25 protein-coding genes are annotated in these 23,173 nt (G+C 68.8%); 10 read left to right on the plus strand and 15 right to left on the minus strand.

From position 1 onward, the window contains the following. Positions 1-408: 408 nt before the first annotated feature. From AC6EUL_RS09625 to AC6EUL_RS09640, 4 genes are all read left to right on the plus strand, one after another. Complete coding sequence (locus tag AC6EUL_RS09625) at positions 409-2,376, plus strand: glycosyltransferase (RefSeq protein ID WP_499869946.1); 1,968 nt, start codon at positions 409-411, stop codon at positions 2,374-2,376. Then, the gene (locus tag AC6EUL_RS09630) at positions 2,373-3,479 is read left to right on the plus strand and encodes a glycosyltransferase (protein ID WP_499869947.1); all 1,107 of its coding nucleotides are present in this window, start codon (positions 2,373-2,375) and stop codon (positions 3,477-3,479) included. The genes AC6EUL_RS09625 and AC6EUL_RS09630 overlap by 4 nt, the downstream gene beginning before the upstream one ends. Before the next feature lie 313 nt (positions 3,480-3,792). Further along, positions 3,793-5,274, plus strand: a complete 1,482-nt coding sequence (locus tag AC6EUL_RS09635) for a GumC family protein (RefSeq protein ID WP_056379089.1) — start codon at positions 3,793-3,795, stop codon at positions 5,272-5,274. Positions 5,275-5,418: 144 nt separating this feature from the next. Beyond that, positions 5,419-6,231, plus strand: a complete 813-nt coding sequence (locus AC6EUL_RS09640; RefSeq protein ID WP_499869948.1) for a WecB/TagA/CpsF family glycosyltransferase — start codon at positions 5,419-5,421, stop codon at positions 6,229-6,231. Positions 6,232-6,246: 15 nt separating this feature from the next. Here the strand turns inward: AC6EUL_RS09640 and AC6EUL_RS09645 are convergent, their stop codons facing one another. The 5 genes from AC6EUL_RS09645 to AC6EUL_RS09665 all read right to left on the minus strand — a co-directional run bounded on the left by AC6EUL_RS09645 (position 6,247) and on the right by AC6EUL_RS09665 (position 10,127). Beyond that, positions 6,247-6,819, minus strand: coding sequence for an NUDIX domain-containing protein (locus AC6EUL_RS09645; protein WP_499869949.1), 573 nt, complete (start codon positions 6,817-6,819; stop codon positions 6,247-6,249). 71 nt (positions 6,820-6,890) lie between these two features. After that, a complete protein-coding gene (locus tag AC6EUL_RS09650; protein WP_499869950.1) occupies positions 6,891-7,178 on the minus strand; it encodes a sulfurtransferase TusA family protein in 288 nt (95 codons plus the stop codon). 143 nt (positions 7,179-7,321) lie between these two features. Next, complete coding sequence (locus tag AC6EUL_RS09655) at positions 7,322-7,723, minus strand: hypothetical protein (RefSeq protein ID WP_499869951.1); 402 nt, start codon at positions 7,721-7,723, stop codon at positions 7,322-7,324. A 155-nt stretch (positions 7,724-7,878) separates the two neighbouring features. Continuing rightward, positions 7,879-9,246: a glutamate--cysteine ligase gene (locus AC6EUL_RS09660; protein ID WP_499869952.1), complete on the minus strand. Its 1,368-nt coding sequence runs from the start codon at positions 9,244-9,246 to the stop codon at positions 7,879-7,881. A 128-nt stretch (positions 9,247-9,374) separates the two neighbouring features. Continuing rightward, positions 9,375-10,127 (minus strand): 16S rRNA (uracil(1498)-N(3))-methyltransferase, encoded by a 753-nt coding sequence (locus tag AC6EUL_RS09665; RefSeq protein WP_499869953.1) that lies wholly within the window; start codon positions 10,125-10,127, stop codon positions 9,375-9,377. Positions 10,128-10,412: 285 nt separating this feature from the next. Here AC6EUL_RS09665 and AC6EUL_RS09670 point away from each other — a divergent pair, with 285 nt between their 5' ends. Both AC6EUL_RS09670 and ubiA read left to right on the plus strand, forming a co-directional pair. Next, entirely contained in the window at positions 10,413-10,877 is a 465-nt protein-coding gene (locus AC6EUL_RS09670) for a hypothetical protein (protein ID WP_056212170.1), read from the plus strand. A gap of 51 nt (positions 10,878-10,928) precedes the next feature. Continuing rightward, the gene (gene ubiA / locus AC6EUL_RS09675) at positions 10,929-11,882 is read left to right on the plus strand and encodes a 4-hydroxybenzoate octaprenyltransferase (protein WP_499869954.1); all 954 of its coding nucleotides are present in this window, start codon (positions 10,929-10,931) and stop codon (positions 11,880-11,882) included. A 27-nt stretch (positions 11,883-11,909) separates the two neighbouring features. Here the strand turns inward: ubiA and AC6EUL_RS09680 are convergent, their stop codons facing one another. Continuing rightward, positions 11,910-12,407 (minus strand): DUF6101 family protein, encoded by a 498-nt coding sequence (locus AC6EUL_RS09680; protein ID WP_499869955.1) that lies wholly within the window; start codon positions 12,405-12,407, stop codon positions 11,910-11,912. 316 nt (positions 12,408-12,723) lie between these two features. On the opposite strand from AC6EUL_RS09680, the gene AC6EUL_RS09685 reads away from it, so the two are divergent. Next, positions 12,724-13,551, plus strand: coding sequence for a 3'(2'),5'-bisphosphate nucleotidase CysQ (locus tag AC6EUL_RS09685; protein WP_056278149.1), 828 nt, complete (start codon positions 12,724-12,726; stop codon positions 13,549-13,551). Between the two features lie 132 nt (positions 13,552-13,683). Here AC6EUL_RS09685 and AC6EUL_RS09690 read toward each other — a convergent pair whose 3' ends face one another. Together AC6EUL_RS09690 and AC6EUL_RS09695 are read right to left on the minus strand one after the other, a co-directional pair. Beyond that, positions 13,684-13,914: a hypothetical protein gene (locus AC6EUL_RS09690; protein ID WP_056212176.1), complete on the minus strand. Its 231-nt coding sequence runs from the start codon at positions 13,912-13,914 to the stop codon at positions 13,684-13,686. Positions 13,915-14,122: 208 nt separating this feature from the next. Continuing rightward, positions 14,123-14,332 (minus strand): cold-shock protein, encoded by a 210-nt coding sequence (locus tag AC6EUL_RS09695; protein WP_055956856.1) that lies wholly within the window; start codon positions 14,330-14,332, stop codon positions 14,123-14,125. A 289-nt stretch (positions 14,333-14,621) separates the two neighbouring features. Between AC6EUL_RS09695 and AC6EUL_RS09700 the strand changes: the two genes are divergently transcribed. Next, positions 14,622-15,011 carry a hypothetical protein gene (locus AC6EUL_RS09700; RefSeq protein ID WP_056212179.1) on the plus strand — a complete coding sequence of 130 codons (390 nt, stop codon included), beginning with the start codon at positions 14,622-14,624 and terminating at the stop codon, positions 15,009-15,011. A gap of 7 nt (positions 15,012-15,018) precedes the next feature. Here the strand turns inward: AC6EUL_RS09700 and AC6EUL_RS09705 are convergent, their stop codons facing one another. Then, on the minus strand, positions 15,019-15,237 hold the full coding sequence (locus tag AC6EUL_RS09705; protein WP_499870005.1) for a hypothetical protein: 219 nt from the start codon (positions 15,235-15,237) through the stop codon (positions 15,019-15,021). A gap of 168 nt (positions 15,238-15,405) precedes the next feature. On the opposite strand from AC6EUL_RS09705, the gene AC6EUL_RS09710 reads away from it, so the two are divergent. Further along, on the plus strand, positions 15,406-15,981 hold the full coding sequence (locus tag AC6EUL_RS09710; RefSeq protein WP_499869956.1) for a type 1 glutamine amidotransferase domain-containing protein: 576 nt from the start codon (positions 15,406-15,408) through the stop codon (positions 15,979-15,981). A 94-nt stretch (positions 15,982-16,075) separates the two neighbouring features. Here the strand turns inward: AC6EUL_RS09710 and AC6EUL_RS09715 are convergent, their stop codons facing one another. The 6 genes from AC6EUL_RS09715 to AC6EUL_RS09740 all read right to left on the minus strand — a co-directional run bounded on the left by AC6EUL_RS09715 (position 16,076) and on the right by AC6EUL_RS09740 (position 22,345). Next, entirely contained in the window at positions 16,076-16,372 is a 297-nt protein-coding gene (locus AC6EUL_RS09715; protein WP_056278139.1) for a hypothetical protein, read from the minus strand. Positions 16,373-16,741: 369 nt separating this feature from the next. After that, positions 16,742-17,593 carry an NAD(P)-dependent oxidoreductase gene (locus AC6EUL_RS09720; protein WP_056212184.1) on the minus strand — a complete coding sequence of 284 codons (852 nt, stop codon included), beginning with the start codon at positions 17,591-17,593 and terminating at the stop codon, positions 16,742-16,744. 113 nt (positions 17,594-17,706) lie between these two features. Then, positions 17,707-18,909, minus strand: a complete 1,203-nt coding sequence (locus AC6EUL_RS09725; RefSeq protein WP_056212186.1) for a pyridoxal phosphate-dependent aminotransferase — start codon at positions 18,907-18,909, stop codon at positions 17,707-17,709. Between the two features lie 253 nt (positions 18,910-19,162). Further along, the gene (cysN, locus tag AC6EUL_RS09730; protein ID WP_499869957.1) at positions 19,163-20,563 is read right to left on the minus strand and encodes a sulfate adenylyltransferase subunit CysN; all 1,401 of its coding nucleotides are present in this window, start codon (positions 20,561-20,563) and stop codon (positions 19,163-19,165) included. A gap of 1 nt (position 20,564) precedes the next feature. Next, positions 20,565-21,521 (minus strand): sulfate adenylyltransferase subunit CysD, encoded by a 957-nt coding sequence (gene cysD, locus AC6EUL_RS09735; protein WP_499869958.1) that lies wholly within the window; start codon positions 21,519-21,521, stop codon positions 20,565-20,567. Then, the gene (locus AC6EUL_RS09740; RefSeq protein ID WP_499869959.1) at positions 21,518-22,345 is read right to left on the minus strand and encodes a phosphoadenylyl-sulfate reductase; all 828 of its coding nucleotides are present in this window, start codon (positions 22,343-22,345) and stop codon (positions 21,518-21,520) included. Before AC6EUL_RS09740 ends, cysD begins: the two co-directional genes overlap by 4 nt. Positions 22,346-22,611: 266 nt before the next feature. Here AC6EUL_RS09740 and AC6EUL_RS09745 point away from each other — a divergent pair, with 266 nt between their 5' ends. Then, positions 22,612-23,118, plus strand: a complete 507-nt coding sequence (locus AC6EUL_RS09745) for an Lrp/AsnC family transcriptional regulator (protein WP_056212195.1) — start codon at positions 22,612-22,614, stop codon at positions 23,116-23,118. Positions 23,119-23,173 lie beyond the last annotated feature (55 nt).

Consider the following 23,173-nt stretch of genomic DNA (forward strand, 5'->3'; position numbering starts at 1 on the left):
GAGCGCCTCGCGACGTCACGATCTCGGCCGATCGACGTCCCTCTTCGCCTGAAAATTCGGCCCGCGCGTTCGCGTGACAGGCAAGCCCCTGTCCGCTCGGACTGTCCGTCTGGAGTGAGGCGATCGCACGTTGGGGGTACGTCGGGGTCGTCCGCCGGAATTCAGCTCCGCGCATACGGACGATTCAGATCTTCCCCCGCATCCTGTGCGGCGGCCCTCGGCATTCCCGACGGCGCCCAGGCAAGCAGTGGTCGGGCGAAGGGTGATCGGGCAAGCGTGACGGACTTATCGGACAGATCCGTCGCGCAGCCGACGGTCGATGGAGTCGCGGACCGCTTCGGACCCCGTGCGCATGGCATCGCGGCCTGGCCCTTCGGACCACCCCGTCCCGCTCTGGTCGTTCCGCCCTTGACGAATCGTGCCTGGCCTCGCCTGCGTGTCGTCACGCTGGTCCATAGCTCGTGCGACGGGCCGCTCGCCGCCACCCGGGCGTCCGTGGAGGCTCAGGGCTATCCGAACCTCCGCCACGACCTCATCCCGTTGGCAGAGGGCGCGGTGCAGTTGCCCGTCATCGTCGCGGACGAGGGGTGGGACGCTCTTCTGGTCCTTCGTCCGGGGGATCTTCTGGCCCCGGATGCGCTCGCGGCCCTCGGCCTGCAATTCCTTCTCAGTGGCGCCGATGTCGTCGTCGGCCTGCGAGTCGTCTTCGATATGGGACCACTCGGTCTCGACGCACCGGCGGCGGCGCCGGGGACGCTCGTCGATCCCGCGCCGCCGGACGGGCCGCTCGCTCCCTTCACCGGCGGCGAGGTTCTGCTCAAGCGCTCCTGCGTGCAGGCCGCCGGCGGCCTCGACCCCGAGGCCGCGCATCCAGTAGCCGCCCTCTGGCCCCACCTCGTCCGACAGGGCGCCGCACTCGCACGCGTAGGCCGACCGGTGCTCCTGCACTATGCGCCGGGCAACGTTGCGCCCGCGATGGCCTCCGGCCTCTCGGTGGCTAGCCTGACCGACCAGGGTCAGCTTGGCGGCGCCGGGATCGCCCACCGGCGCCTATGCGATGCGCTTGCCCTTGCCGGCCACGCCGTCGGCGATCACTGCCTCGGGGCAGAATCGCCGCCGGCCGCGGCCGAGTGGGTCGAGCGGTTTCCGCAGACGGAGCATGCCCTGTCGCAGGGCAGCTACGATGTTGTCCTGGCGGGTAACCTTCATGGCGCGACCCGCCGCACCACGATCCTGGGGCGGCTCGCCCGCACCGTTCCGGTCGCCGCCGTTCTGCACGATCTCTTCCCCGTCACCGGGCGCTGCGCCTCCCCGTCCGGCTGCCCGATCATCGCCGAGGGATGCGACGCCCGCTGCCCCTCGCCCAACGCCTATCCGCAGTTGCTGCCGCAGCGGATCGCCGGCGTTTATGCGGAAAAGCAGGCGATCCTCGCGGGACCCGAGGGACCCTTCCTGCTCGCGGCCTCCGACTGGTCGGAATCCGCGGCGCGCGCGCTGGCGCCGGAGGGGACACGCGTCCACCGCATCGACCTGGCTTTTCCGACGGGGGTGTTCCGGCCCGGATCGCGGGAAGCCCTGCGGCGCGAACTCGGCTTGCCGTCCGGTGACGTCCTCGTCATGTTCGCCGCCGTGATCGCGGACGCGCCCAGCAAGGGGACCACCGAGCTGACCGCGATCCTGCGCCGGGTCGCCCGGCCGGGGCTCCGTTTCGTCGCGGTCGGGCGGCTCGACGATCCGGATTCCCTGGGAATCCCGGATTTGATCGCGGCGGGTCCCATCGGCGACGAGGCGACGCTGGCAGCCTGGTACGGTGCCTGTGATCTCGCCATCACGGCGAGCCGCCAGGAGACGTTCGGCCAAACCCCCGTCGAAGCCGGGCTGTGCGGAACTCCGACCGTCGCCTATCGCACTACCGGTCTCGCCACCGCCGTCCTGGACGGGGTCTCGGGCCGCCTCGTCTCACCGGACGGGGGCGCCCTCGAGGACGCACTCCGAGCGCTGATCGCCGATGCTTCCGAGCGCAGACGCCTGGGAGCCCTGGGGCGGATCGCCCTCGAGAGCCGCAACAGCCACGCCGCCTGTGCGATGCGCCTGAACGACGTGTTCGTCGCGCGCGGGATCCTGCCGGCCTCGGCCGGGGCCGGACGTCTCCGCTTCGCGCCGGAGATGCTGTCGACCTTCGCGATGGCGTTGGACCGCGCGCCCGGACGTACGGGCCTGATCCCCGGCGACGCGTCGCGGGGAGTCCGCTTGGCCCGGCGGGCCAAGCACGCTCTCGTGGGTCGCGACATGCCGCCGTGGCTGCGCCGGCTCCTCTACGCGGTCGCGGCGCTTCGGAGAACGTTCCGGCCCGTTCCCGGCGGAGAGGCGCGATGACCGTGCCGTCCGAGCCGCGCCGCCTCTATCTCGATCACACCCATCTGCGCGGGCACGTCACCGGGATCGAGCGCGTCGCCCTCGACCTGTTCACGTCCGACACGCTCCATCCGCACCCTGTCACCACGGTCCGGGCGCGCGGGATCGCCGGCATGATCGCGGCCCAGCATCTCGGCCTGCCCCTACGGGCCCTGCGCGATCCCTCGGCCCTGTTCCTCTTTCCGGGGTTCCCCCCGGGGCCGCTCTCGGTCCTGCGCCGTCGCCAATGCATCACGTATGTGCACGACACCTTTCTGCTGACGCGCCCAAACGACCTCAGCTGGAAGAGCCGCCTCTACATGGCGCCGAGCTTCGCCTTCGCGCTGCGCTTCGGGCGCACCTTCCTCGTCAACTCCCGCACCACCGGAGAGGCGGTAAGGACCTTCTGCGCCCGCGAGGCCCTGGTGGCCCTGCTGCGGCCCGCCGTGCGCGATGTATTCGGACTCACCGACCTGCCCGCAGGCCCGCCGCCCGCCCCCGGCATGCCGCTTCGGCTGCTCTGCATCGGGACCATCGAGCCGCGGAAGGACTACCCGTCCGCGCTCGCGATCGTCGCAGCCCTGAATGCGGGCGGGGTCGCGGCGGAACTCCATGTGGTCGGCCGGGTCGGCTGGGGACACCATGCGTTTCTCGCCGCACCGCCGCCGTTCCTCACCCTGCACGGCTATCTCGACGACGGGGCCCTGCGCGGCCTCGTCGCCCGGTGTCATCTCCTGCTCTCGACTTCGAAGGCCGAGGGGCTCGGGTTGCCGCTCCTCGAGGCTCAGCACGGCGGGCTTCCGGTCGTCTCACCGCACGGACCGGTCTTCTCCGAAGTCCTGGCCGGCTCCGGTTTGCAGATCGAACCCTCCGATCCGGAGGGTGCCGCGGCCGCGATCCTCGCTTGGGTCGAGAATCCCGCATTCGCAGCGGTCCCGGCGGCCGCCCGGGCCAACGTGGCACGCTGGAACCGCTTGGCCGCCGGGGACGCGGCGTGTTTCTCGACATTTCTAAAGGTCGGCCCATCCGCCTACGAGGTCGCGGAAGATCGGCTCGTACAGCCACCCAATCATGACCCAGCATGACGTCGGGCGCAGTTGTGCACAGGCAAATGACGAAGGTCCGGCGGACTACGTAGATCGCAACCTGTCATCAAGCCTGTTCTTGCCAATATCATCTCGATTCCCGGCTTGGACGAGAACATCGTGGGGTGCGGCCATCGCGACGCACAGCGCAGCAGCTCCCTTGGCATAGGTTCTGCGCAGACGACGTTGTTGAGGACTTTTCGGTGGGCGCCTGTTCCGTTTCGAAACAGACCGGCGACAAAACTGGAACAGAGTTGTTCGAGGCGGAAGACAAGAACCGCGCGAGCGGCGACCAGGTCGGGAGACGAGACAGATGTTCGACTTCGGAAGCCCGGTCCGTGGCGAGCCGGTGATCCTCGAGACCAGAGTACCGAGCGGGCTCGACAGCGGCCTGATCCTGCGTCGCCTGTGGCGCGGCACCGGCGTGATCCTGCTCGGCGGGCTCGCGGCCGTGATCCTCGCCGTGGTGCTGCTGAACGCCGTGACACCGACTTACACCGCCGTGACGCAGATCCTGGTCGATCCGGCCGATCTTCCGGTGATCCAGAACGACTTGAGCAACCGGCAGCCCCAGGCGGATAGCGGCGTCTCGATCGCCGAGAGCCAGACGCGGGTGATGCAGTCCGACAACGTCCTGCGGCGAGTCATCGACCGCCTCGATCTGACGCGGGACGAGGAGTTCGTTCCCGCAGCCTCGACAAATCCTCTGGTGCTGAGCCTCAAGGCGCTCCTCGGCATGGAGCCGCCGCCGGCGAGCCGCGAGCCGGTCAATCTCGCCCTCGACAACCTCCGCCTCAAGCTCGGCGTGCGTCGGGCCGAACGGACATTCGTCATCGACGTCTACGTCCAGACCCGGGACCCGGAGAAGTCGGCCCGGATCGCCAATGCCATCGCGGACGCGTATTTCGCGGAGGATGCGGCAGCGCGCACCGATGCGGCGCGCCGTGTCTCCGAGGCCCTGTCGGGCCGTTTGACGACGCTGCGCCAATCGGTCGAGGAGGCCGAGCGCAGGGTCCTGCAATATCGGGTGACGAACAAGCTGGTGACGTCGAGCGGGCGCCTCCTGAGCGACCAGCAGCTCAGCGACCTCAACCAACAGCTCGTCACCGCGACCCTGAAAATGGCCGAGGCCAAGGCCCGCCTCGATCAGGCGCGGCACATGCGCACCGGCGAAGCCGGGACCGCCCTGCCGGAGATGCTGCAATCCCTCGAGATGCAGAACCTGCGGCAGCAATACGCGACGCTCTCGCGCAACACCGCGGAACTCGCCCAGCGCCTCGGCGACCGCCACCCGGCCATGGCCGACCAGTATGCGCAGCAGCGCGATCTCCAACGCCTGATCCAGCGCGAGAAGGAGCGCATCATCGACACCTCGCAGAAGGACTACGACCGGGCCGTGGCGAGCGAGTCCGCCGTACGCCGGAGCCTGGAGCGGGCCAAGACCGAGACGGCGGGCAACGATCGCGCCAATGTCGGCCTGCGCGAACTCGAGCGCGAGCTCGATGCCCGGCGGTCGATCTACGAGGCATTCCTGCGCCGCTCACGGGAGACCAACGAACAGGAGCGCGTGAACAGCTCCAACGTGCGGGTCATTTCGACGGCGACGCCGCCGCGGAGCCGAGCCTGGCCACCCTCCCCCAAGCTGGTGCTGCCGCTCGCCCTGCTACTGGGCATGGGTCTCGGCGCCGCCGCCGCTCTCTGGCTCGGGGCCCGTCGCGACCGACGCGTGATGACCCGTCCGCCTCGGACGAGCGGGTCGACCGGGGCCCGCAGCTTCCGAGCTGTCGATGCCTGAACGCAGCGCCGTCCGCCACGGCTCCCACGATCGATCCCCTCAAACCTCCCCCGCGCCAGCCTCCCCCGAGGCGCGATGGATCAGCCCCGGGTTCCCGTCGCTCATCCTCGGGGTGCGCACGGGACAGGTCCCAAAGGCGATGACATGAGCGTTCGCTTATTCGACATCACGTTCACGCCCGGATCGGCCTCCGACATCCTCGCGACCTCGGCCCGCCAGCCGGCGACTCGGCCGCGCATGATCGTCACCGCGAACCTCGATCACATCGTTACGCTATCGGAGAACGCGGCGTTCCGGAAAGCGTATGAGGGCGCCGTCGCTCACACCCTCGACGGCATGCCCCTCGTCTGGCTCGCCCGGCTCCGCGGGGGCCGATCGGCACAGCGGGTCACGGGCCACGACCTGATCGCGGCCGCCTTCGCTGCGCCATGGCCTGCCGGCCAGCAGATCTTCCTCGTCTGCTCGACGGAGGCCGTCGGGCTCCATCTCACCGAGCGCCTGGTGGCGGAAGGGATCCCGCGCGCTTCGATCGCCTTCACGGTGCCGCCCTTCGGATTCGAGAACGATGAGACCTATGGGGCGCAACTCTGTGCGGCCGTGCAGGCGCACGGGACGACTCTCCTGGTCTTCGGCGTCGGTGCGCCGCGCTCGGAAATCTGGGTCGACCGCCAAGGAAATGCCCTCGGCGGTCCCGTGGTCCTGGCCGTCGGTGAAGCGCTGAACGTCGCGGCCGGGCTGGTGCCCCGCGCGCCCGCCCTGATGCAGCGCTTCGGGCTCGAGTGGTTCTTCCGGTTCTGGCACGCGCCGCACCGGCTGTTCCGCCGCTACTTCGTCCGCTCCTGGGGGCTGATCGGAATTGCCCTGCGCCGATCGCTGCTCGGGACATCCCGCCAGCCTCCCCATGCTGCCCGGCCGCGTCCGACCCCCAACGCGCGGCGCGCGCCCGATACGCCCTGAAGCGTCGAGGAGGTATCAGGCCGCGGCGAACAGGTGCGGATGCCGCAGGCGTAGGGTCAGGATCAATGCCAGGGTCTTGATGTCGGTGACCTCGCCGCGATCCGTCATGGCCGCAAGTTCGCTCAGGGCCATCTCGCGAACGGTGATGTCCTCATACTCCCCGGCAAGGCCGCCGCCGGGACCGACCCGGTCGGGCGCCTCGTACGGGGCCAGGAACAGGTCCATCTGCTCGGTCGAGATTCCCGGCATGCTCCAGCCGCAGGTCACCGGTTCGAGGGCACCGAGACGCAGGCCGGTCTCCTCGTAGGCCTCGCGCCGTGCGCCTTCCTCGGGCTCCGACTCGTCGAGGAGGCCGGCCGGGACCTCCAGCACGGAGGTCACCCCAGCCGCATAGAAGGCCGGGGTCCGGAACTGCTCGACCAGCAGGGCGACCCGCCGGGTCGGGTCGTAGGGCAGTACCGCTGTCGCCCGTCCGTGATCCTCGATCTCGCGCGCCAGGCGTGTGCCGTCGTCCATCGTCACCTCGGCGACGAGAAACCGGCTCCAGCCGTCGTGCACGATTCGGGTGCCGCGGATAATCGGCGCCATTCTGCTCTCCCCCGTCGGATCGCCGAGGCTGCGGCGACCGGATGGGAGGGCCCTAACAGAGCGTTGGCGCATCAATGAGGCGTGAGGCGCGTGTTTTCGGCAACAATCTCGGGGATTGTGCGGCCTCTGCGGATCGTAAACGTCATCCGATCCGCGTCCCGCTCCTGCGCGAGGAGGGTGTAGCCCTCCTCCCTGACCAGATGCGGAATGTCGATCACCGCCATCGGATCGGTGCACGTCACCACCAGGACGGCGCCGGACGGCATCCGGCGCAGGGCTTTCCGGGTCCGCAGGGCCGGCAGGGGGCACTTCAAGCCGGTGAGGTCGAGGTGCTCGGTCTCGCTGCCTCCGTCCGTCATTGGCAACGCATCCCAGCCCGCAGCTTTCCCGCTCACCGCTGCTCTAGCCCCTGAAGGAATGAAAAATCCCGCCGATGGCTTCGACCGTCAGCGGGATCATGGACGTCCGGTCCGGGCGCAAAGCGCACCCGGACGGCGAGACGTCAGTAACCGTAGCCGTAGGCCGGATAGCCGTAGCCATAACCGTAAGACGGGGCGGCATAGTAGCCATAGGCGGGCGCGCCGTAGCCATAGCCGTAGCCCGTTCCGACGTAGCCGCGATCGTAGTAGCCGTAGCGCGGGGCCTGACTGGCGGCGATGGCGCCACCGATGATGCCGAGGGCCGCACCGGCCGCGAGCGCGCCGCCGACTCCGGGCCCGCGACGGTAGCCACCGTGATAGCCCCGGCCATAGCCACGATAGCGCACGGTTTCGATGGCCGCGCCGCCACCGACCTGGGCGGCGCTGAGCGTCGGCATCGGGGCGGCCTGAGCGGCGGTGAAGGAACCGGCCGAGAGACCGATGGCAGTGGTGCCCGCGAGGGCGAAGGACAAGATGCGCGACATGCGAGCGTTCTCCGTCACAGGAAGAGTAAGTTCTGGAAACGGCAAAATTGGCGATCCGTTCCAAATACGCAACAGTCAAGCCAGGATGGCGGGTGTTTTCGTGCACCTTCGCGCTTTTGCCGGCGAATGTGCCCGGCTGCGATGGCGCGAGTCGTTCAGAAGACGCATTCGGTGAAGGCAGGCTCCACGGAGCGCTGCCAGCGGCCCTCGTAATCGACGAGGCGCTCCTCGGCGAGGGAGCGTCCGGCGGCGACGATGGCCTCCAGCGGCTGCAGGAAATGGGTCTCGTCCCGCCCTTGAGCGTCGCGTCGCGCCCGGGCGACAAGCCCGGCGCGGGCGATCGTCAGCGCCTCGGCCGCCACCGCCCCGAGGGATCGACCCGCGATGCGGGCGGCCAGACCGAGGCGGGGAACGGTGGCGCGCAGCCCCTCCCGGTCGCAGGCGTTCCAGTTCTTGGCGATGTCCCAGGCCGCCGCAAGCGAGGCTTCGTCGTAGAGCAACCCGACCCAGAAAGCACCCTGCGCAGCGATCATCGACGGACCGCCCACATCGGATCCGCGCATCTCGATGAAGCGCTTGAGCCGGACCTCCGGGAAGGCGGTCGAAGCGTGGTTGGCCCAATCCGACACCGTCGCGCGCTCCCCCGGCAGCGTCGCGAGCCGGCCGGCCATCAAGTCGCGGAACGAGGCACCGGAGACGTCATGGTAGGTCTCGCCGCGCTTCACGAAGTACATCGGCATGTCGAGCAGCCAGTCGACGTAGGATTCGTAGCCGAAGCCGGGCTCGAAAGCCCGCGGCAGCATGCCAGTGCGGTCGCCATCGGTGTCGCGCCAGATCTCGGACCGGCGCGATAGGAAGCCGTTGGGACGCCCATCCGTGAAAGGCGAATTGGCGAAGAGGGCGGTTGCCACCGGCTGCAGCGCCAGGGCGACGCGCATCTTGGCCACCATGTCGGCCTCGGAGGCGAAATCGAGGTTCACCTGCACGGTGGCGGTACGCAGCATCATGTCCAGGCCGAGGCTGCCGACCTTGGGCATGTACGCCGCCATGATCTTGTAGCGGCTCTTCGGCATCACGGGGGTTTCCTCCCGCGTCCATTTCGGACTCATGCCGAGATCGAGGAAGCCGATGCCGAGACCGTCTGCAACCCGGGTCGTCGCCTCGAGATGCGTCCGCAACTCCGTGGCCGTCGCGTGCACGTCGGCCAGCGGTGCACCGGAGAGCTCGAACTGTCCGCCGGGCTCCAGGGAGATGGCGCCGCCCTCGGCACCGGCGAGACCGATCAGGTGGCCGGCATCCTCGATCGCCTCCCAGCCGGTCTCGCGGCCGAGCCCCTCCAGCAGCGCCCGGATGCCCTTCTCACCCGCATACGGGACCGGGCGGTGTCCGTCGCGGTAGAAGGGCACCTTCTCGTGTTCGGTGCCGATCGCGAAGCGCGCGCGCGGCTTCTCGCCCTCCGCAAACCAGGCGATGAGCTCGTCCCGCGTGGTCAGGGGCGTCGTATCGGACGTGTCGCGCGCCATGCGCTGCCTCTTCAGGAAGGTCGTTCAAAGGAGAGGCGCGCCGGACCGCAGCGGCGTGGCCCCTTACATCGGGTCAACGCGCCTCATAGGCCACGGGACCCGCGCGAACAACGCGGGCAAGCGACGCCTCAGCGAGCGTCGCCGAGCACCGCCTGAATCAGGGCCAGCACCATCACCGCCGCCGTGTCGGCCCGCAGGATGCGCGGACCGAGGGAGAGGGCCACCGTGTTCGGACGTTCCAGGATCATGGCGCGCTCGTCCGGTGAAAACCCGCCCTCGGGTCCGATCAGCACCGCGAGAGGCGGGGCGGCCGCGGGATCGGCGGCCTGCCGGAGAGCCAGGATCGGATCCGAAACCGGGGCGTCCTCGTCGCAGAACACGAGCAGGCGCAAGGGGTTGAGGTCTGCGAGCGCCGCCGGGAGCTTGGCCGCCTCCTGGATCTCCGGCAGTTCGAGGATGCCGCATTGCTCGGCGGCCTCGATGGCGTTCGCGCGCAGGCGATCGACATTCAGCCGCTCGCTCTGGGTATAGCGAGTGTAGACAGGGCGAAGGGTACCCGCCCCCATCTCCACCGCCTTCTGGGCCAGGTAGTCGAGCCGGGCCGACTTCAACGGCGCAAACAGGTAGTGAAGGTCCGCGCGTGGCGGCTGCTGGCGTGTGCGCTCTCGCACGATCAGGTCCGCGCTCTTGCGCCCGGTCGGGGCGATCTCTGCGCGCCATTCGCCGTCGCGCCCGTTGAACAGGAGAACTGGATCGGAGGGCCCGCGCCGCAGGACGTTGAGGAGGTAGTTCGCCTGCGCCCGGTCGAGGGGCAGCGTCGATCCGACGGAGAGGTCGGCCTCGACGAAGAGGCGTGGGGCGGTGAAGTCATAAGCGGCCATACCCGGCGTGGTCGCGTGGGGTGGGTCGGCTGTCAACGGCGCGGTCCCGAACCGCAGCAGCTGATGCAAAGCCGCAACACGCGGCAACATTGCGCCGTAAATCCACGTTCGAATGCGACCCGGCGTTTGCGGCTCGAAAGACGCCACATTCCTATGCCGAAACGAAACCAAGACCGAAAGGCGCGAACTCTTGTGCGCTTCCGGGCACGCATAAGGCCATTCCGCATCCGGTCGCCGGGCTCACCCCCATCGGATCGCGGATGGGGGGAGAAAGGATCTCAAGGCATGTCGTTCAAGACCATCGCGACGCTGGCCGTCGCCCTCGCCGGCACGGCGCTCTTCAGCGAACAGGCCTTCGCGCAGTCCGCCGAGTGCGGCGAGATCCAGCAGACCCTCCAGGCCCGCAAGGACCTGATCGGCAAGGCGAACGCCGCGTCGAACTCGAAGAAGAAGATGACGCCGGCCGAGGCCTGCACCCTGTTCGGCAAGCTCCAGGCCAACGGCACCGCCGGCCTGAAGTGGATCACCGCCAACAAGGAGTGGTGCTCGATCCCGGATTCCTTCGCGGAAGGCTTCAAGGCCGACCACCTCAAGGTGTCGGGCATCAAGACCAAGGTCTGCACCGTCGCGGCCCAGGCCTCCAAGATGGAAGCCCAGGCCCGCGCGCAGGCCCAGAACGGCGGCGGCGGTGGCCTCCTCGGCGGCCCCGGACTCACGGGCAGCCTGAAGATGCCGCAGGGCGCCCTCTGATCCGGTGCTGAAACCTTTCCGGACGAGTCGGCCCGACGCGCCCGTGCGTCCATGGACAGCGTGAGCTCCCCGCACGCTGACCGCCGCGTCGCCGATGCGGTGGCGGGACATTGGGTCGACCGGATCGCGCCGCGCTGGTCCCGGCCCTACCTGCGCCTCGCCCGTATCGACCGGCCGATCGGCTGGTGGCTCCTGCTTCTGCCCTGCTGGTGGTCGGCCTCCCTCGCGGCCATCCGGTCCGGTGCCGCTTTCCCTCACCCGATCCATCTGACCCTGTTCTTCGTCGGCGCCGTCGCCATGCGGGGTGCGGGCTCGACCTACAACGACATCGCCGATCGGGACCTAGACGCCCAGGTGGAGCGCACCCGCTCGCGCCCCCTGCCCTCGGGCCAGGTCCGGGCGCGCCAAGCCGCCGTCTTCCTCGTGCTGCAGGCCCTGATGGGCCTCGCGGTACTGCTCCAGTTCAACGGTCCGGCGATCGGCGTCGGCATCGCCTCGCTGGTCCCGGTGGCGATCTATCCCTTCATGAAGCGCGTCATGCCGGTGCCGCAGGCGGTCCTCGGCCTCGCCTTCGCGTGGGGCGCGCTGATGGGCTGGGTCGCGGTGTTCGCACGCCTCGATGTGCCGGCCCTGCTGCTCTACGCGGGCACCATCGCCTGGGTGATCGGATACGACACGATCTACGCCGTACAGGATATCGAGGACGACGAGATCGCGGGCATCCGCTCATCGGCCCGCTTCTTCGGGCGCCGGATGCGGGGGGCGATCGGTCTGTGCTACGGCACCAGCGTCGGCTTCGTCGCGCTCGCTGCGGTCCTGGCGGGCGCAGGCCCCGTGGGCCTGCTCGGCGTCGCCCTGTTCGGCGCCCATCTCGGGCGACAGGTGCTGCGCCTCGACACGCGCGACGGGCGCGGTGCCCTGACGCTCTTCCGCTCCAATCGGGAAGCGGGTCTGATCCTGTTTCTCGGCCTCGCGGCGGATGCCGCCGTGACGCACATCCTCTGAGTCTCGCTCGGGATCCGGCGACCCGGCTCAGCAGCGGGCGCCGGAGATGATCTCGTTCTCGCCGCGATGGATCAGGGGACGAACCGGCAGCGCGCCGGTCTTGCGGCGGACGAGGAAGCGCGGGCGGCGGCCGTTGAGGAGGCCGTGACGGCGGCGGGTCCGGGTCCGGCCCAGGGCCACCGGGCCGAGTTGGTTCGAGACGCTGGCGAGTTCGCCGTCCTCCTTGACGATCATCCGTGGCAGGCCCGACTTGGCGGCGACGTCACGCCAATGTGCCACGACCTCGTCCTCGCAGAACGGTCCGAGGCGGGTGACGACCCGGCCGGTGGCGTCGACGAGGAGGAGGTCGAAGCGGTCCTCGCCGCAAGCATCCGAATCATCCTCGGCGTAGGCGAGGGCCACGCCGGCGGGCCGCCCCGGGCCCAGGCGGTCGATCACCGGGAGACGCGGCAGCGTCAGAACGGGGGCAGCGCCGACGAAGGTGGCATCCGCCGACATGTCGTTCATGTTCGCGAAAGTGTTCATGGCTCGTACACCCTGTTGGCGCCGGCAACCTCTATGGGCCACCCGTCTATGACAAGCAGATTTACGTCTAACCTCCTCAGGCCAGCTTAAGAGTGAGCGTTAAGCGAGTATGGACAAGGGTGAAGCACGTGGAATGCTCAACGCTTCCTTGCTTCGATCTAAGAGATTTGTCCGTATCGACATCTGCGTCGCTCTCCTTGTGACAACCCGCCCGGCACCCTACAACGAAGGAAGCACCGCCCTCCATGCATCCGTGCCGGGGCGACGGGCTCTTCAACAAGCGCCCAGCCTGACCTCCTGAACCGTATGGAGACGCATGTCCGATCCGATCCCCCCGGAAGCCGCACACGCCCTCGTTCCCGCCCTGCGCGAGACGATCCGCGAAGCGGCCGCCCTCGCGTTGCCGTTCTACAAGGCAGGCGGACAGACGGGGGCGCGGGTCTGGTCGAAGGCGGGCGGCTCGCCGGTGACGGAAGCCGACGTGGCGGTGGACACCTTCCTGAAGGTTCGCCTCAGCGCGATGCTGCCCCGAGCAGCCTGGCTCTCGGAGGAGACCAGCGACAATCCGGTGCGGCTCGATGCCGGCCTCGTCTGGATCGTCGATCCCATCGATGGGACCCGCGCCTTCATGTCCGGGCATCCCGATTGGTCGATCGCCGTGGCGCTGCTGTCGGCCGGGCAACCCGTCCTCGGCTTCGTCCACGCGCCCGTGACCGACACCTTCTATGAAGCCATCGCGGGAGCGGGAGCCACCCGCAACGGACAGACCATCACCGTCTCCGGCCAGCGCGCCGTCGAAGGGGCTCGCGTCACCGGTCCGAAGCCGATGATGGACCGCCTGGCCCGGGGCGCCGGGACGAACGGGCAACAGGCCGAGCTCGTCTCCGTCGAGCGGGTTCCGTCCCTGGCCCTGCGCGTCGCGCGGGTTGCCGAGGGCTCCATCGATGTGGGATTGGTCTCGCCCCATGCGCGGGACTGGGATCTCGCGGGCGCTGACCTGATCCTGCGCGAGGCGGGCGGCACGGTCAGCGATCTTCAAGGCCGTCCCACGACCTACAACCGTCCGGACCCGGTACACGGAGAACTCGTGGCCGTATCCCAGACCTTGCGAAACGATGTCGTGGCGGCGCTGACACCCCGCTGAAAACGCCGGCGGAGGCGGCGCCCGGGTGTCTCGAAACAGGAAAGCTCAGCACCTGGGCGCTGGGCTCGATCGTAACGTCGGCTCGATGACGAGGCGCGTGGTCCGCCCCGACAGGATCAGGGCGGCCTCGGATCAGTGATGCTCGCGGAGGGCGACCGCCTCTGGGGCCATGCCGAACCGCTCGGCCAGATGCCAGCGCAGTTCGCGGGGCGAATGGTAGTTGTAGGAGGTGTCGATCAGATGGCTGAGGTCGACGGTCTTTGCCTCATGAGCCATGGTTTGCTTCAGGTGCCCCACCTTGAAGGTCGCCGCATCGGTGACGGGCGAACGGACGCCGCGGCGTCGGGTATATTCAAACAACATATTTTTCTTGTGTACTTTCAATAACGTGCAGGTTTTGCGTGCCGTGTCTCGGACGCATCGGGCCGGTTGAGCCGCGCGCGTCGTTGGTGTTGCGGGATATGCCGGATGCTAAACCCCTTCTCCCCAGAAGGGTGTCGGTCACCGGCGGCGGAGGCTTCGTGGGAAGCCCTTCAGGGTGACGCCAGCCCGGGGGCTGGCGCCGGGAGCATCAGGCCGCCTGGAGGTTACCAGCCGAGTCCTTGCCGCTGCGCTTGTCGGTCTGAATCTCGTAGGAGATCTTCTGACCCTCGATGAGGTTGCGCATGCCAGCGCGCTCGACTGCGGAGATGTGCACAAACACATCCTTGCCGCCGTCGTCAGGCTGAATGAAGCCGTAGCCCTTGGTCTCGTTGAACCACTTTACAGTGCCGGTATTCACGAAATAGATCCTCGTATCGTTCGTCGATCAACAGCCTGCGTCTGCTCGACACAAGCGGCAGATCCTCTTCGGTAGGCCTGACGGAATCAGCAGGACGTGAGACGCTTGCGGTACAAGATCCCAGCTCACCGATACCCGCTATCTCTCATGTAGTCCGATCATGCGGCGGCAACAAGGCGTTCTACCCGACGGAAACGACCCCGGTTCGGAGCGCCCCTAACGGCGTCCCCTGTGTTATTTGCGCGGCCCAGCGCATATAAGAGTTCCTGAGCAAGCGGTTAGGCGATTCATGGCGGGCATCTCGGTTTCCCTCGAAGGGGCGAACATCCAGCTTTCATTTCAGAAGGACGATCAGGCCACGGCCGTCGTGATGGATGCCCGGGCGGCTCGCGCCCTGGTGCGGGCGGTGGGCCAGCTTCTCACCGCCATCGACGAACCCGACGACAGCGATCTGCCCGAGGACATGTCCGACGAGGAGATTGCGATGCTCGACGTCACGTCGTCGGCGATCGAGATCGGTACGGACGAAAAAGGCCAGGCCGTCGTGGCCCTCCAGGCTGGCGCCCTGCCCCCGTTTCAGCTTCGCCTGACGGATGAAGAGGCCCGTCACGTGGCGACGAGCCTCTCCGAAATCCTGAGTGCACCGCGCGACGTGCGCGCGTCGCACGGGGACCACTGACCCCCCCCTACATCCGGACGCCGGGATCGGTCGGACCGCCCGGCAGGTAATCCGGCTCCGAGCCCGGGCCTACCGGCTCGTCGATCCCCGGATCGTTGACCGGATACGGTGTGCGCGGCCCCGTCGGTCCGATATCGGGCTGCTCGTCCGGCGGGGGCGGCGTCGGCAGATCGCCCGGAATTCCACCCGGCAGCGGCTCGGGAATCGGCAGGCCGGGATTGGCCATCTCGTGATTGGCCATGCGAAGCCTCCTGTCTGTCTGAGGGATGTGCGGACCAACACGGCCGAGCGCGGCCAGGTTCCCGCGCCCGAAGGGCCCGTCCGTTACCCGTGCGGAACCCGCATCTCACGGGACCTGTTCAGTGCCATATCTTTCGCATTCCGGAGACAATCCATGTCTAACATCAGGCAGGCCAAGGTTTTAATCCTCGCCACCGATGGCTTCGAGGAGACCGAGCTCACCGTCCCGCAGAGCAGGCTCAAGGAGGTCGGCGCCACCGTGCACGTCGCGGCGCCGCAGTCCCGCACGGCGAAGGAATCCATTCGCGGGTGGGACAAGACCGATTGGGGCAAGAACGTCGCGGTCGACAAGGATCTCGAGTCCGTGTCACCGCAGGACTACGATGCCCTCGTCCTCCCGGGCGGCCAGATCAACCCGGACAAGCTGCGCCTGGAGCCGAAGGCCCTCGCGGTGATCCGCAACTTCGTGGATTCCGGCAAGGTGGTCGCTGCCATCTGCCACGCGCCTTGGCTGCTGATCGAGGTCGGCGCCGCGAAGGGACGCCGGATGACCTCGTTCGAATCGATCCGGACGGATGTGGTGAATGCGGGCGCGGACTGGACGGACGAGCCCGTCGTGTCGGACCGGGGCCTGATCACGAGCCGCAACCCTGGCGACCTCGACGCCTTCTGCGCCAAGATCATCGCGGAGATCCAGGACGGCAATCACGCCAGCCGCGCCGCCGCCTGACCGATCCACGATCCCGTCGTCAACGGTCGCACGCCCCGGATTCGGGCGTGCGGTCCGTGGCATGGCCGGCTGACGGGCAGTCGGGACTTTGGTCCTAGCGCTTGACGGCCGTCTTCTGCACCTTCGCCTTCTCGGGCGCCGCACCGGCGAAGAGTTCGGAAAGGTGGCGCTGGTCGAGGGTCTTGGCAAAATCCGCAGCCGGCTCCGCCGGGACGGCAGGCTCTGCGTGCCGCGGCGTGATCGATCCGGTGGTGATCGGGTCGGGAAGCTCGGCCTGAGCGCGAAGCGGAAGGGTCGGCTCGCGCTGCAGGCGCAAGGTCCAGTGAGCGGCGGTGGAGAGCGCAGCGACCGCGAGGATCGCCTTGATGCCGCCCGTAAGGAGGCGTCTCATAGTGGTCTGGCCCGAAACTACGCAGTGGCACACGACCGGTTCCCCGGCCGATCCCTACACTTGCCGAGGATCCTTAACGACCGGGACCGGGATGCAGCCGAAGACCGTCCCGGGATGAGACGGAGCCGATGAGGTGGGCCTTGCGCCAAGGCTGCGGTTCCTGTTCCCCGCGTCCCTGACACGCCTGTCGCCACCCGGCCCACTAGGCCTCACAGGAACCATGCAGAGAACTGGTCCGCACCGCCCCGTCACGACAAGCCCCGCTGCCATGCCAAGCCCGAGAGGGTTCGCGAAACCATCGAGCGCTTCGGCAGCAGGGACCGCCGATGTAGGCGGCGCCGATGGAGCCGGCAACCGGCTTCCCCCGCGTCATGACGGCTGCGACGATCCGCACGCCGCCGCGAAGGCTCGCAGGCGGGCGCTGTCGCCCGCCTCGTCCGCGCCGGACAGACGCGCATAGAGGTCGGCCGCGCCGGCGAAGACCTGGCGCCCGGCGGCATCGTCACCGAGGAAATCGGCGATCTCGTGCATCTCGGCGACCCAGCGCTGGGCTTTGGGAAGCATGTCGGGCAGGCCGCGGGCGAAGCGCGCGAGGAGAGCCGGCTCGGTTTCGGCGAGCTCCGCCCGCAGGGCTTCGCCGGCGCCCGCCCGTTCGGCCCCCAGCACCATGAGGGCGGCCAGAGCGGTGAGGCCCTTGTTGATGCCCGCATAGGCCATCTTCAGGCCCGAGGCCGCGCCGATACCACCGGTATTCACCCTGAGGTCGACACCGAGGTCGCGAAGAGGTCGCGCGGATTCGGCGGCATCGCCCGACACGTGGAGGCGCGGACCGGGGGTGCCGGGTTTCGGCGGCAGGCCAATGATCGCACCGTCGAGGAAGGCCGCCCCGGTCGGCGCGACGATCCCGGCGATGCGTCGGACCGTCACGACGTTTACCGCGTTGCAATCGACGTAGACGGGCTTGTGCGCCGCCGCCGCGAGGATCGGCGCCAGAGTGATGGCGAGGGCCTCGGCATCGGCCGGCGGGACGATGGAGAGCAGCAGGTCGGCCCGCATCAGGCCGGGCAGGTCGGTGTCGGTCATGCCGGCGGCGAGCGCCCGCGCCCGGGTCCCCGGGCTGCGTCCGTCGAGGACGGTCAGGACTTCGGCGCCGTTCCCGGTGAGGCGCGCGGCGAGTGCGCTCCCCATCGCGCCGGCGGCCAGGATGGCGATCGTCGTCATGGGCACGGACCTCCGGAAACGAGAACGACCGCGCCGCGGCTCTCGGCCGGGGCGCGGTCGTTCGAGGGACGCAAGATCCGGGCGAGGCCCGCGGGCCGCGCCGGACGCCGCCTTCAGCTCAGGGAGCCGCAGAAGCGCTGGATCCGGGTGCAGGCCTCTTCGAGGGCCGCGTTGGAGGTGGCGTAGGAGATGCGCAGGTTGGGGCCGAGGCCGAAGGCCGAGCCGTGGACGGCCGCGACGCCCTCCGCCTGGAGCAGCTCCACCACGAAGTCCTCGTCGGTCGCGATGGTCTTGCCCGCCGGGGTCTTGCGCCCGATGGTCTCGGCACAGGACGGATAGACGTAGAACGCGCCCTCGGGCGTCGGGCACTTCAGGCCCTTGGTCTGGTTCAGCATCGACACCACGAGGTCGCGGCGGGTGTGGAAGGCCTTGCGGAACTCGGCGAGGTGGGCCTGCGTCCCCTCGAGGGCCGCCACCGCGGCCCATTGCGAGATCGTCGAGGCGCCGGAGGTCTGCTGGCCCTGGACGAAGTCCATCGCCTTGATCAGGTGCTCGGGGCCGGCGGCGTAGCCGATGCGCCAGCCGGTCATGGCGTAGGCCTTAGAGACGCCGTTCATCGTCAGCGTGCGCTCGTAGAGGCCGGGCTCGATCTGGGCCGGGGTGACGAATTCGAAGTCGCCGTAGGTCAGGTGCTCGTACATGTCGTCGGTGAGCACCCAGACCTGCGGGTGGCGCATCAGCACGTCGGTGATCTTCTTCAGCTCGTCGCGGGCATAGGCCGCGCCGGAGGGGTTCGAGGGCGAGTTGAGGATGATCCATTTGGTCTTCGGGGTGATCACCCGCTCCAGCTCCTCGGGCTGCAGCTTGAAGTCATGGGCCATGTCGGTCTCGGCGAAGACCGGGGTGCCGCCGCACAGCACCACCATCTCCGGGTAGGAGACCCAGTACGGACGCGGGATCACCACCTCGTCGCCGGGGTTCAGGGTGGCGAGGAGGGCGTTGTAGATGACGTGCTTGCCGCCGGTGCCGACGATGGTCTGGGACGGCTTGTAGTCGAGCCCGTTCTCGCGCTTGAACTTCTTGGCGATGGCCTCGCGCAGGGGCACGATGCCGGAGACGGGCGGGTACTTGGTCTCGCCGCGCCGGATCGCCTCGATGGCCGCATCCTTGATGTGCTGGGGGGTGTCGAAATCCGGCTCTCCGACGGAGAGGCTGATCACGTCCATGCCCTGCGCTTTGAGCTCGCGCGCCTTCTGCGTCATCGCGATGGTCGCGGACGGCTTCACGCGGGACAAGGCGTCGGCCAGAAAGCCCATGGGTGGTCACTCCCGTCTGTTTTCGAAGGTCGGATCGAGCGGCGCGGACCCTAGTCGCGCCGTCGCGCACGGGCAAGGGAGATGGGCAAGGGAGATGGGCGAGGGAGATGACCCCCGCCGCATCGATCCCCCCTTGCAAACGGCACCGGCGCGCAGCGAACGCAAACCGCCGCGGCTCCGGGAGGAGCCGCGGCGGTGAGGCCGTCGGGGGTGGTCCCGCGGGCCCGGCGCTGCCGGGCCGGGTCCGGACCCGTCAGATCCCGCCGAAGACCCAGCGCAGCTTCGACAGGAAGCCGCCGCCGGAGCGCGTCTCGCGCACCTCCGCGGGCTCGTCCTTGACCGGGGTCGCCGCCGCATCGGCCTGGATCAGGCCGAGGGCCGCCGTGTCGGTGGTCTCGCGGTCGATCAGGATGAAGCCGCCGGTGTCGCGGTTGGCCGTGTAGGCGTCCACCGCCACCGCCCGGTCGAGGGTCAGGGTCACGTCGGCGATGTCGTTGGCGGTCAGGCGCGCGGCCGGCTCGGGGTTGCCGGTCTCGGGATCGATCCGGGTCCGGATCGTGGAGACGACGGCGTTCACCGTCACGGTCCCGATCTTGGCGAGCAGGGTGGCGCCGGGCAGCAGCTCGGTCTCGGCCGCCCAGAACAGGCGGGCGTCGAGGCTGTCCGTCACCCGCATCGGGGCGTCCGCGGTGACGATCACCGAGCCGCGCGAGGCGTCGATCTCGTCGGCGAGCACCAGGGTCACCGACTGGCCCTCCACCGCATACGGCAGGTCGCCGTCGGCGGTGACGATGCGGGCGATGGTCGAGGTCCGGCCCGAGGGCTCGACGATGACGGCGTCGCCCGGGGCCACGCGGCCGCTGGCGATCAGGCCGGCAAAGCCCCGGAAATCCGAGTTCGGCCGGTTCACCCACTGCACCGCCATGCGGAACGGGGCGGCCTGCTCCTCGACGCGGACCGGGACCTCTTCGAGGTACTGGAGCAGCGGGGTGCCGGTGTACCAGGGTGCGGCGGCGCCCGGCAGCACCACGTTGTCGCCGTTCTTGGCCGAGAGCGGGATCGCCCGGATCTCGCTGAAGCCGAGGGGGCCTGCGAAGGCGTTAAAGGCCGACAGGAGCTCCTCGAACCGGGTCTGCGACCAGCCGACGAGGTCCATCTTGTTCACGGCCAGCGCCACGCGCTTGATCCCCAGCAGGGAGACCAGGAGCGCGTGCCGCCGGGTCTGCCGGGTGAGACCCTGGCGGGCATCCACCAGGATCACGGCCACGTCCGCCGTGGAGGCGCCGGTGGCCATGTTGCGGGTGTACTGCTCGTGGCCGGGGGTGTCCGCCACGATGAAGGAACGCTTGTCGGTGGAGAAGAAGCGGTAGGCGACGTCGATGGTGATGCCCTGCTCGCGCTCGGCCTGGAGGCCGTCCACGAGGAGCGCCAGGTCGATCTCGGCGCCCTGCGTGCCGTGCTTGCGCGAGTCGCGCTGCAGGGCCGTCACCTGGTCGTCGAAGATCTGCTTGGTGTCGTGCAGCAGGCGGCCGATCAGGGTCGACTTGCCGTCGTCGACGGAGCCGCAGGTGATGAAGCGCAGGACTTCCTTGTTCTGGTGGGCGGACAGGAACGCGTCGTAGCCGAAGGCTTCGGGTGACTGATGGATCGTCATCTTAGAAATAGCCCTCCTGCTTCTTGCGCTCCATGGCGCCCGCGCCGTCCTTGTCGATGACCCGGCCCTGGCGCTCCGAGGTGCGGGCGGCCAGGGTCTCGCCGATGATCTCCGGCAGGGTCGCGGCGCCGCTCTCGACGGCGCCGGTGAGGGGATAGTCCCCGAGGGTGCGGAAGCGGACCGATACCTGCTGGGGCGTCTCGCCGGGGTTCAGGGGCAGCCGGTCGTCGTCGACCATGATGAGCTGGCCCTCGCGCTCCACCACCGGGCGGGGCTTGGCGAAGTAGAGCGGCACGATCGGGATCTGCTCCTGCTCGATGTAGAGCCAGACGTCGAGCTCGGTCCAGTTCGAGAGCGGGAACACCCGCAGCGACTCACCGCGCTTCTTGCGCATGTTGTAGAGGTGCCAGGGCTCGGCGCGCTGGCGCTTCGGGTCCCAGCGGTGCTGCGCCGTGCGCAGGGAAACGATGCGCTCCTTGGCGCGCGAGGCCTCCTCGTCGCGCCGCGCGCCGCCGAAGGCCGCGTCGAACTTGTGCTTGTCCAGGGCCTGGCGCAGGGCCTGGGTCTTCATCACGTCGGTGTGCACCTCCGAGCCGTGGCTCACCGGACCGATGCCGCGGGCGAGACCGTCCTGGTTGGTGTGCACGATGAGGTCGAGGCCGAGTTCCTTCGCGCGCTGGTCGCGGAAGGCGATCATCTCCTTGAACTTCCAGGTGGTGTCGATGTGCATCAGCGGGAACGGCAGGCGCCCCGGCGCGAAGGCCTTCAGCGCCAGGTGCAGCAGCACCGAGGAATCCTTACCGATGGAATAGAGCATCACCGGGTTCTCGGTCTCGGCGACCGTCTCCCGCATGATGTGGATGCTCTCGGCCTCCAGGCGCTGGAGGTGGGTGAGCCGGGCGGACCGGCTCGCCCCTTGGGCGGTGGCCGCGTGGGTGGTGAGGGGGGCGGCGCTCATCGGGCCATCTCCAGGGCGTTCGAGGTTCGGGTCGTTTCGAAGGCGGCCGCTTCCTGGCCGGGCGCGACATTCCGTTCGGGCGATCGCTCGTCGGGTGGCTGCTCTTCGGGGGCGTGGACGTGCAAGCCGCATTCCTTCTTGGACGCCTGTTCCCACCACCAGCGGCCGGCGCGCTCGTCCTCGCCGACGCGAATCGCCCGGGTGCAGGGCGCGCAGCCGATGGAGGGGAAGCCGCGATCGTGCAGCACGTTGTAGGGCACGTAATTGTCCGCGACGAAGCGCTCGACGTCGGCGCGGGACCAGTCGGCCAGGGGGTTGATCTTCAGGAGGCCGCGCCCCTCGTCGGCCTCGGCCAGGGGCGTGTCGGCCCGGTTGGCCGACTGCCCGGCCCGCAGGCCCGTGAGCCAGCCGGCAGCGCCCGCGAGGGCCCGGCCCAGGGGCTCGACCTTGCGGAAGCCGCAGCAGGCCTGCCGGGCGGCGACCGAGTGGCGGAACCCGTTGATGCCGGACTCGGCCACGAAGCGCTCCTCGGCCTCGCGCTCGGGCGCATAGGCGCGGATGCGGATGCCGTAGGCCGATTCGGTCTCGGTCCAGGTGTCGTAGGTCTCGGGGTAGAGCCGCCCGGTGTCGAGGGTGACGATCTCGGTCCGGCCCTTGTGCATCGCGACCGCGTGCGTGAGCGCCTGGTCCTCGATGCCGAGGCTGGTGGTGAACACGATCCGGCCCGGCACCGTCGCCTCGATCAAGGCGATCCGGGCCTTCAGGTCGCGGCCCGCCATCGCGGACGCGAGGTCCCGCGCCGCGTGTTCCAGTTGAGAGCTCATGAGAGACTTCGCGATGTACCGTGGTGGAGGTGGCTTGGTGGCGAATGTGGCGATGTGACTTGTCTGGCACCTGAAATGTTCGCTATAACGAACGCTGTCAAGGCATGGCGGCCATCGATACCGGGCAACTCCCCGGTGCCGCGCCCCCATTGCCGAAACGGGCCGCAGGGGCATTCTGTTGCTCGACGAAGGAAATTCCTTCTCATTATGCGGCCACGATGTGCCGACCAGCACGTCGCCGCGTCTCACGAACCCGCGAGGCCAGCTTGGATTCGATCGACCTGAAGATCCTGGCGCTGCTGCAGCAGGACGCCACCCTGTCCATCGCCACCATCGGCGAGAAGGTCGGCCTGTCGCAGACGCCCTGCTGGAAGCGCATCCAGCGGCTGGAGGCGGACGGTGTCATCGATCGGCGCGTCGCCGTGCTCGATCCGGTGAAGCTCGGCCTGGGCCTCACCGTCTTCGTCTCCATCGAGACGGCGGATCACTCGCGCGAATGGCTGGAACGCTTCGCCGAGACCGTCTCGGCCATGCCGGAGGTGCTCGAGTTCTATCGCATGGCCGGCGACGTGGATTACATGCTCCGCGTCGTCGTTGCCGATATGCGCGCCTACGATACGTTCTATAAGCACCTCATCGCGACTCTGCCCCTCAAGAACGTGACCTCCCGGTTCGCGATGGAAAAGGTCAAGTCCACCACCGCCCTGCCCCTTCCGGCCCCGCCCGCCAACGGACGCTTCACGCCGACGCTGTCGGTGGTGGCCGGGGAATAAAATTCTCTTCCGCCCTGCACACGCAGGCAGCTCCTTCTACCGTGACGTCGTTCTG

The organism is Methylobacterium sp. 001424705, from assembly GCF_059816145.1.

Bases quoted from the DNA above. Each gene is read 5' to 3' on its own strand.
- AC6EUL_RS09630 (WP_499869947.1), top strand. From the start codon at position 2,373: ATGACCGTGCCGTCCGAGCCGCGCCGCCTCTATCTCGATCACACCCAT.
- AC6EUL_RS09635 (WP_056379089.1), top strand. From the start codon at position 3,793: ATGTTCGACTTCGGAAGCCCGGTCCGTGGCGAGCCGGTGATCCTCGAG.
- AC6EUL_RS09640 (WP_499869948.1), top strand. From the start codon at position 5,419: ATGAGCGTTCGCTTATTCGACATCACGTTCACGCCCGGATCGGCCTCC.
- AC6EUL_RS09645 (WP_499869949.1), bottom strand. From the start codon at position 6,819: ATGGCGCCGATTATCCGCGGCACCCGAATCGTGCACGACGGCTGGAGC.
- AC6EUL_RS09650 (WP_499869950.1), bottom strand. From the start codon at position 7,178: ATGACGGACGGAGGCAGCGAGACCGAGCACCTCGACCTCACCGGCTTG.
- AC6EUL_RS09655 (WP_499869951.1), bottom strand. From the start codon at position 7,723: ATGTCGCGCATCTTGTCCTTCGCCCTCGCGGGCACCACTGCCATCGGT.
- AC6EUL_RS09660 (WP_499869952.1), bottom strand. From the start codon at position 9,246: ATGGCGCGCGACACGTCCGATACGACGCCCCTGACCACGCGGGACGAG.
- AC6EUL_RS09665 (WP_499869953.1), bottom strand. From the start codon at position 10,127: ATGGCCGCTTATGACTTCACCGCCCCACGCCTCTTCGTCGAGGCCGAC.
- AC6EUL_RS09670 (WP_056212170.1), top strand. From the start codon at position 10,413: ATGTCGTTCAAGACCATCGCGACGCTGGCCGTCGCCCTCGCCGGCACG.
- ubiA (WP_499869954.1), top strand. From the start codon at position 10,929: ATGGACAGCGTGAGCTCCCCGCACGCTGACCGCCGCGTCGCCGATGCG.
- AC6EUL_RS09680 (WP_499869955.1), bottom strand. From the start codon at position 12,407: ATGAACACTTTCGCGAACATGAACGACATGTCGGCGGATGCCACCTTC.
- AC6EUL_RS09685 (WP_056278149.1), top strand. From the start codon at position 12,724: ATGTCCGATCCGATCCCCCCGGAAGCCGCACACGCCCTCGTTCCCGCC.
- AC6EUL_RS09690 (WP_056212176.1), bottom strand. From the start codon at position 13,914: ATGTTGTTTGAATATACCCGACGCCGCGGCGTCCGTTCGCCCGTCACC.
- AC6EUL_RS09700 (WP_056212179.1), top strand. From the start codon at position 14,622: ATGGCGGGCATCTCGGTTTCCCTCGAAGGGGCGAACATCCAGCTTTCA.
- AC6EUL_RS09705 (WP_499870005.1), bottom strand. From the start codon at position 15,237: ATGGCCAATCCCGGCCTGCCGATTCCCGAGCCGCTGCCGGGTGGAATT.
- AC6EUL_RS09710 (WP_499869956.1), top strand. From the start codon at position 15,406: ATGTCTAACATCAGGCAGGCCAAGGTTTTAATCCTCGCCACCGATGGC.
- AC6EUL_RS09715 (WP_056278139.1), bottom strand. From the start codon at position 16,372: ATGAGACGCCTCCTTACGGGCGGCATCAAGGCGATCCTCGCGGTCGCT.
- AC6EUL_RS09720 (WP_056212184.1), bottom strand. From the start codon at position 17,593: ATGACGACGATCGCCATCCTGGCCGCCGGCGCGATGGGGAGCGCACTC.
- AC6EUL_RS09725 (WP_056212186.1), bottom strand. From the start codon at position 18,909: ATGGGCTTTCTGGCCGACGCCTTGTCCCGCGTGAAGCCGTCCGCGACC.
- cysN (WP_499869957.1), bottom strand. From the start codon at position 20,563: ATGACGATCCATCAGTCACCCGAAGCCTTCGGCTACGACGCGTTCCTG.
- cysD (WP_499869958.1), bottom strand. From the start codon at position 21,521: ATGAGCGCCGCCCCCCTCACCACCCACGCGGCCACCGCCCAAGGGGCG.
- AC6EUL_RS09740 (WP_499869959.1), bottom strand. From the start codon at position 22,345: ATGAGCTCTCAACTGGAACACGCGGCGCGGGACCTCGCGTCCGCGATG.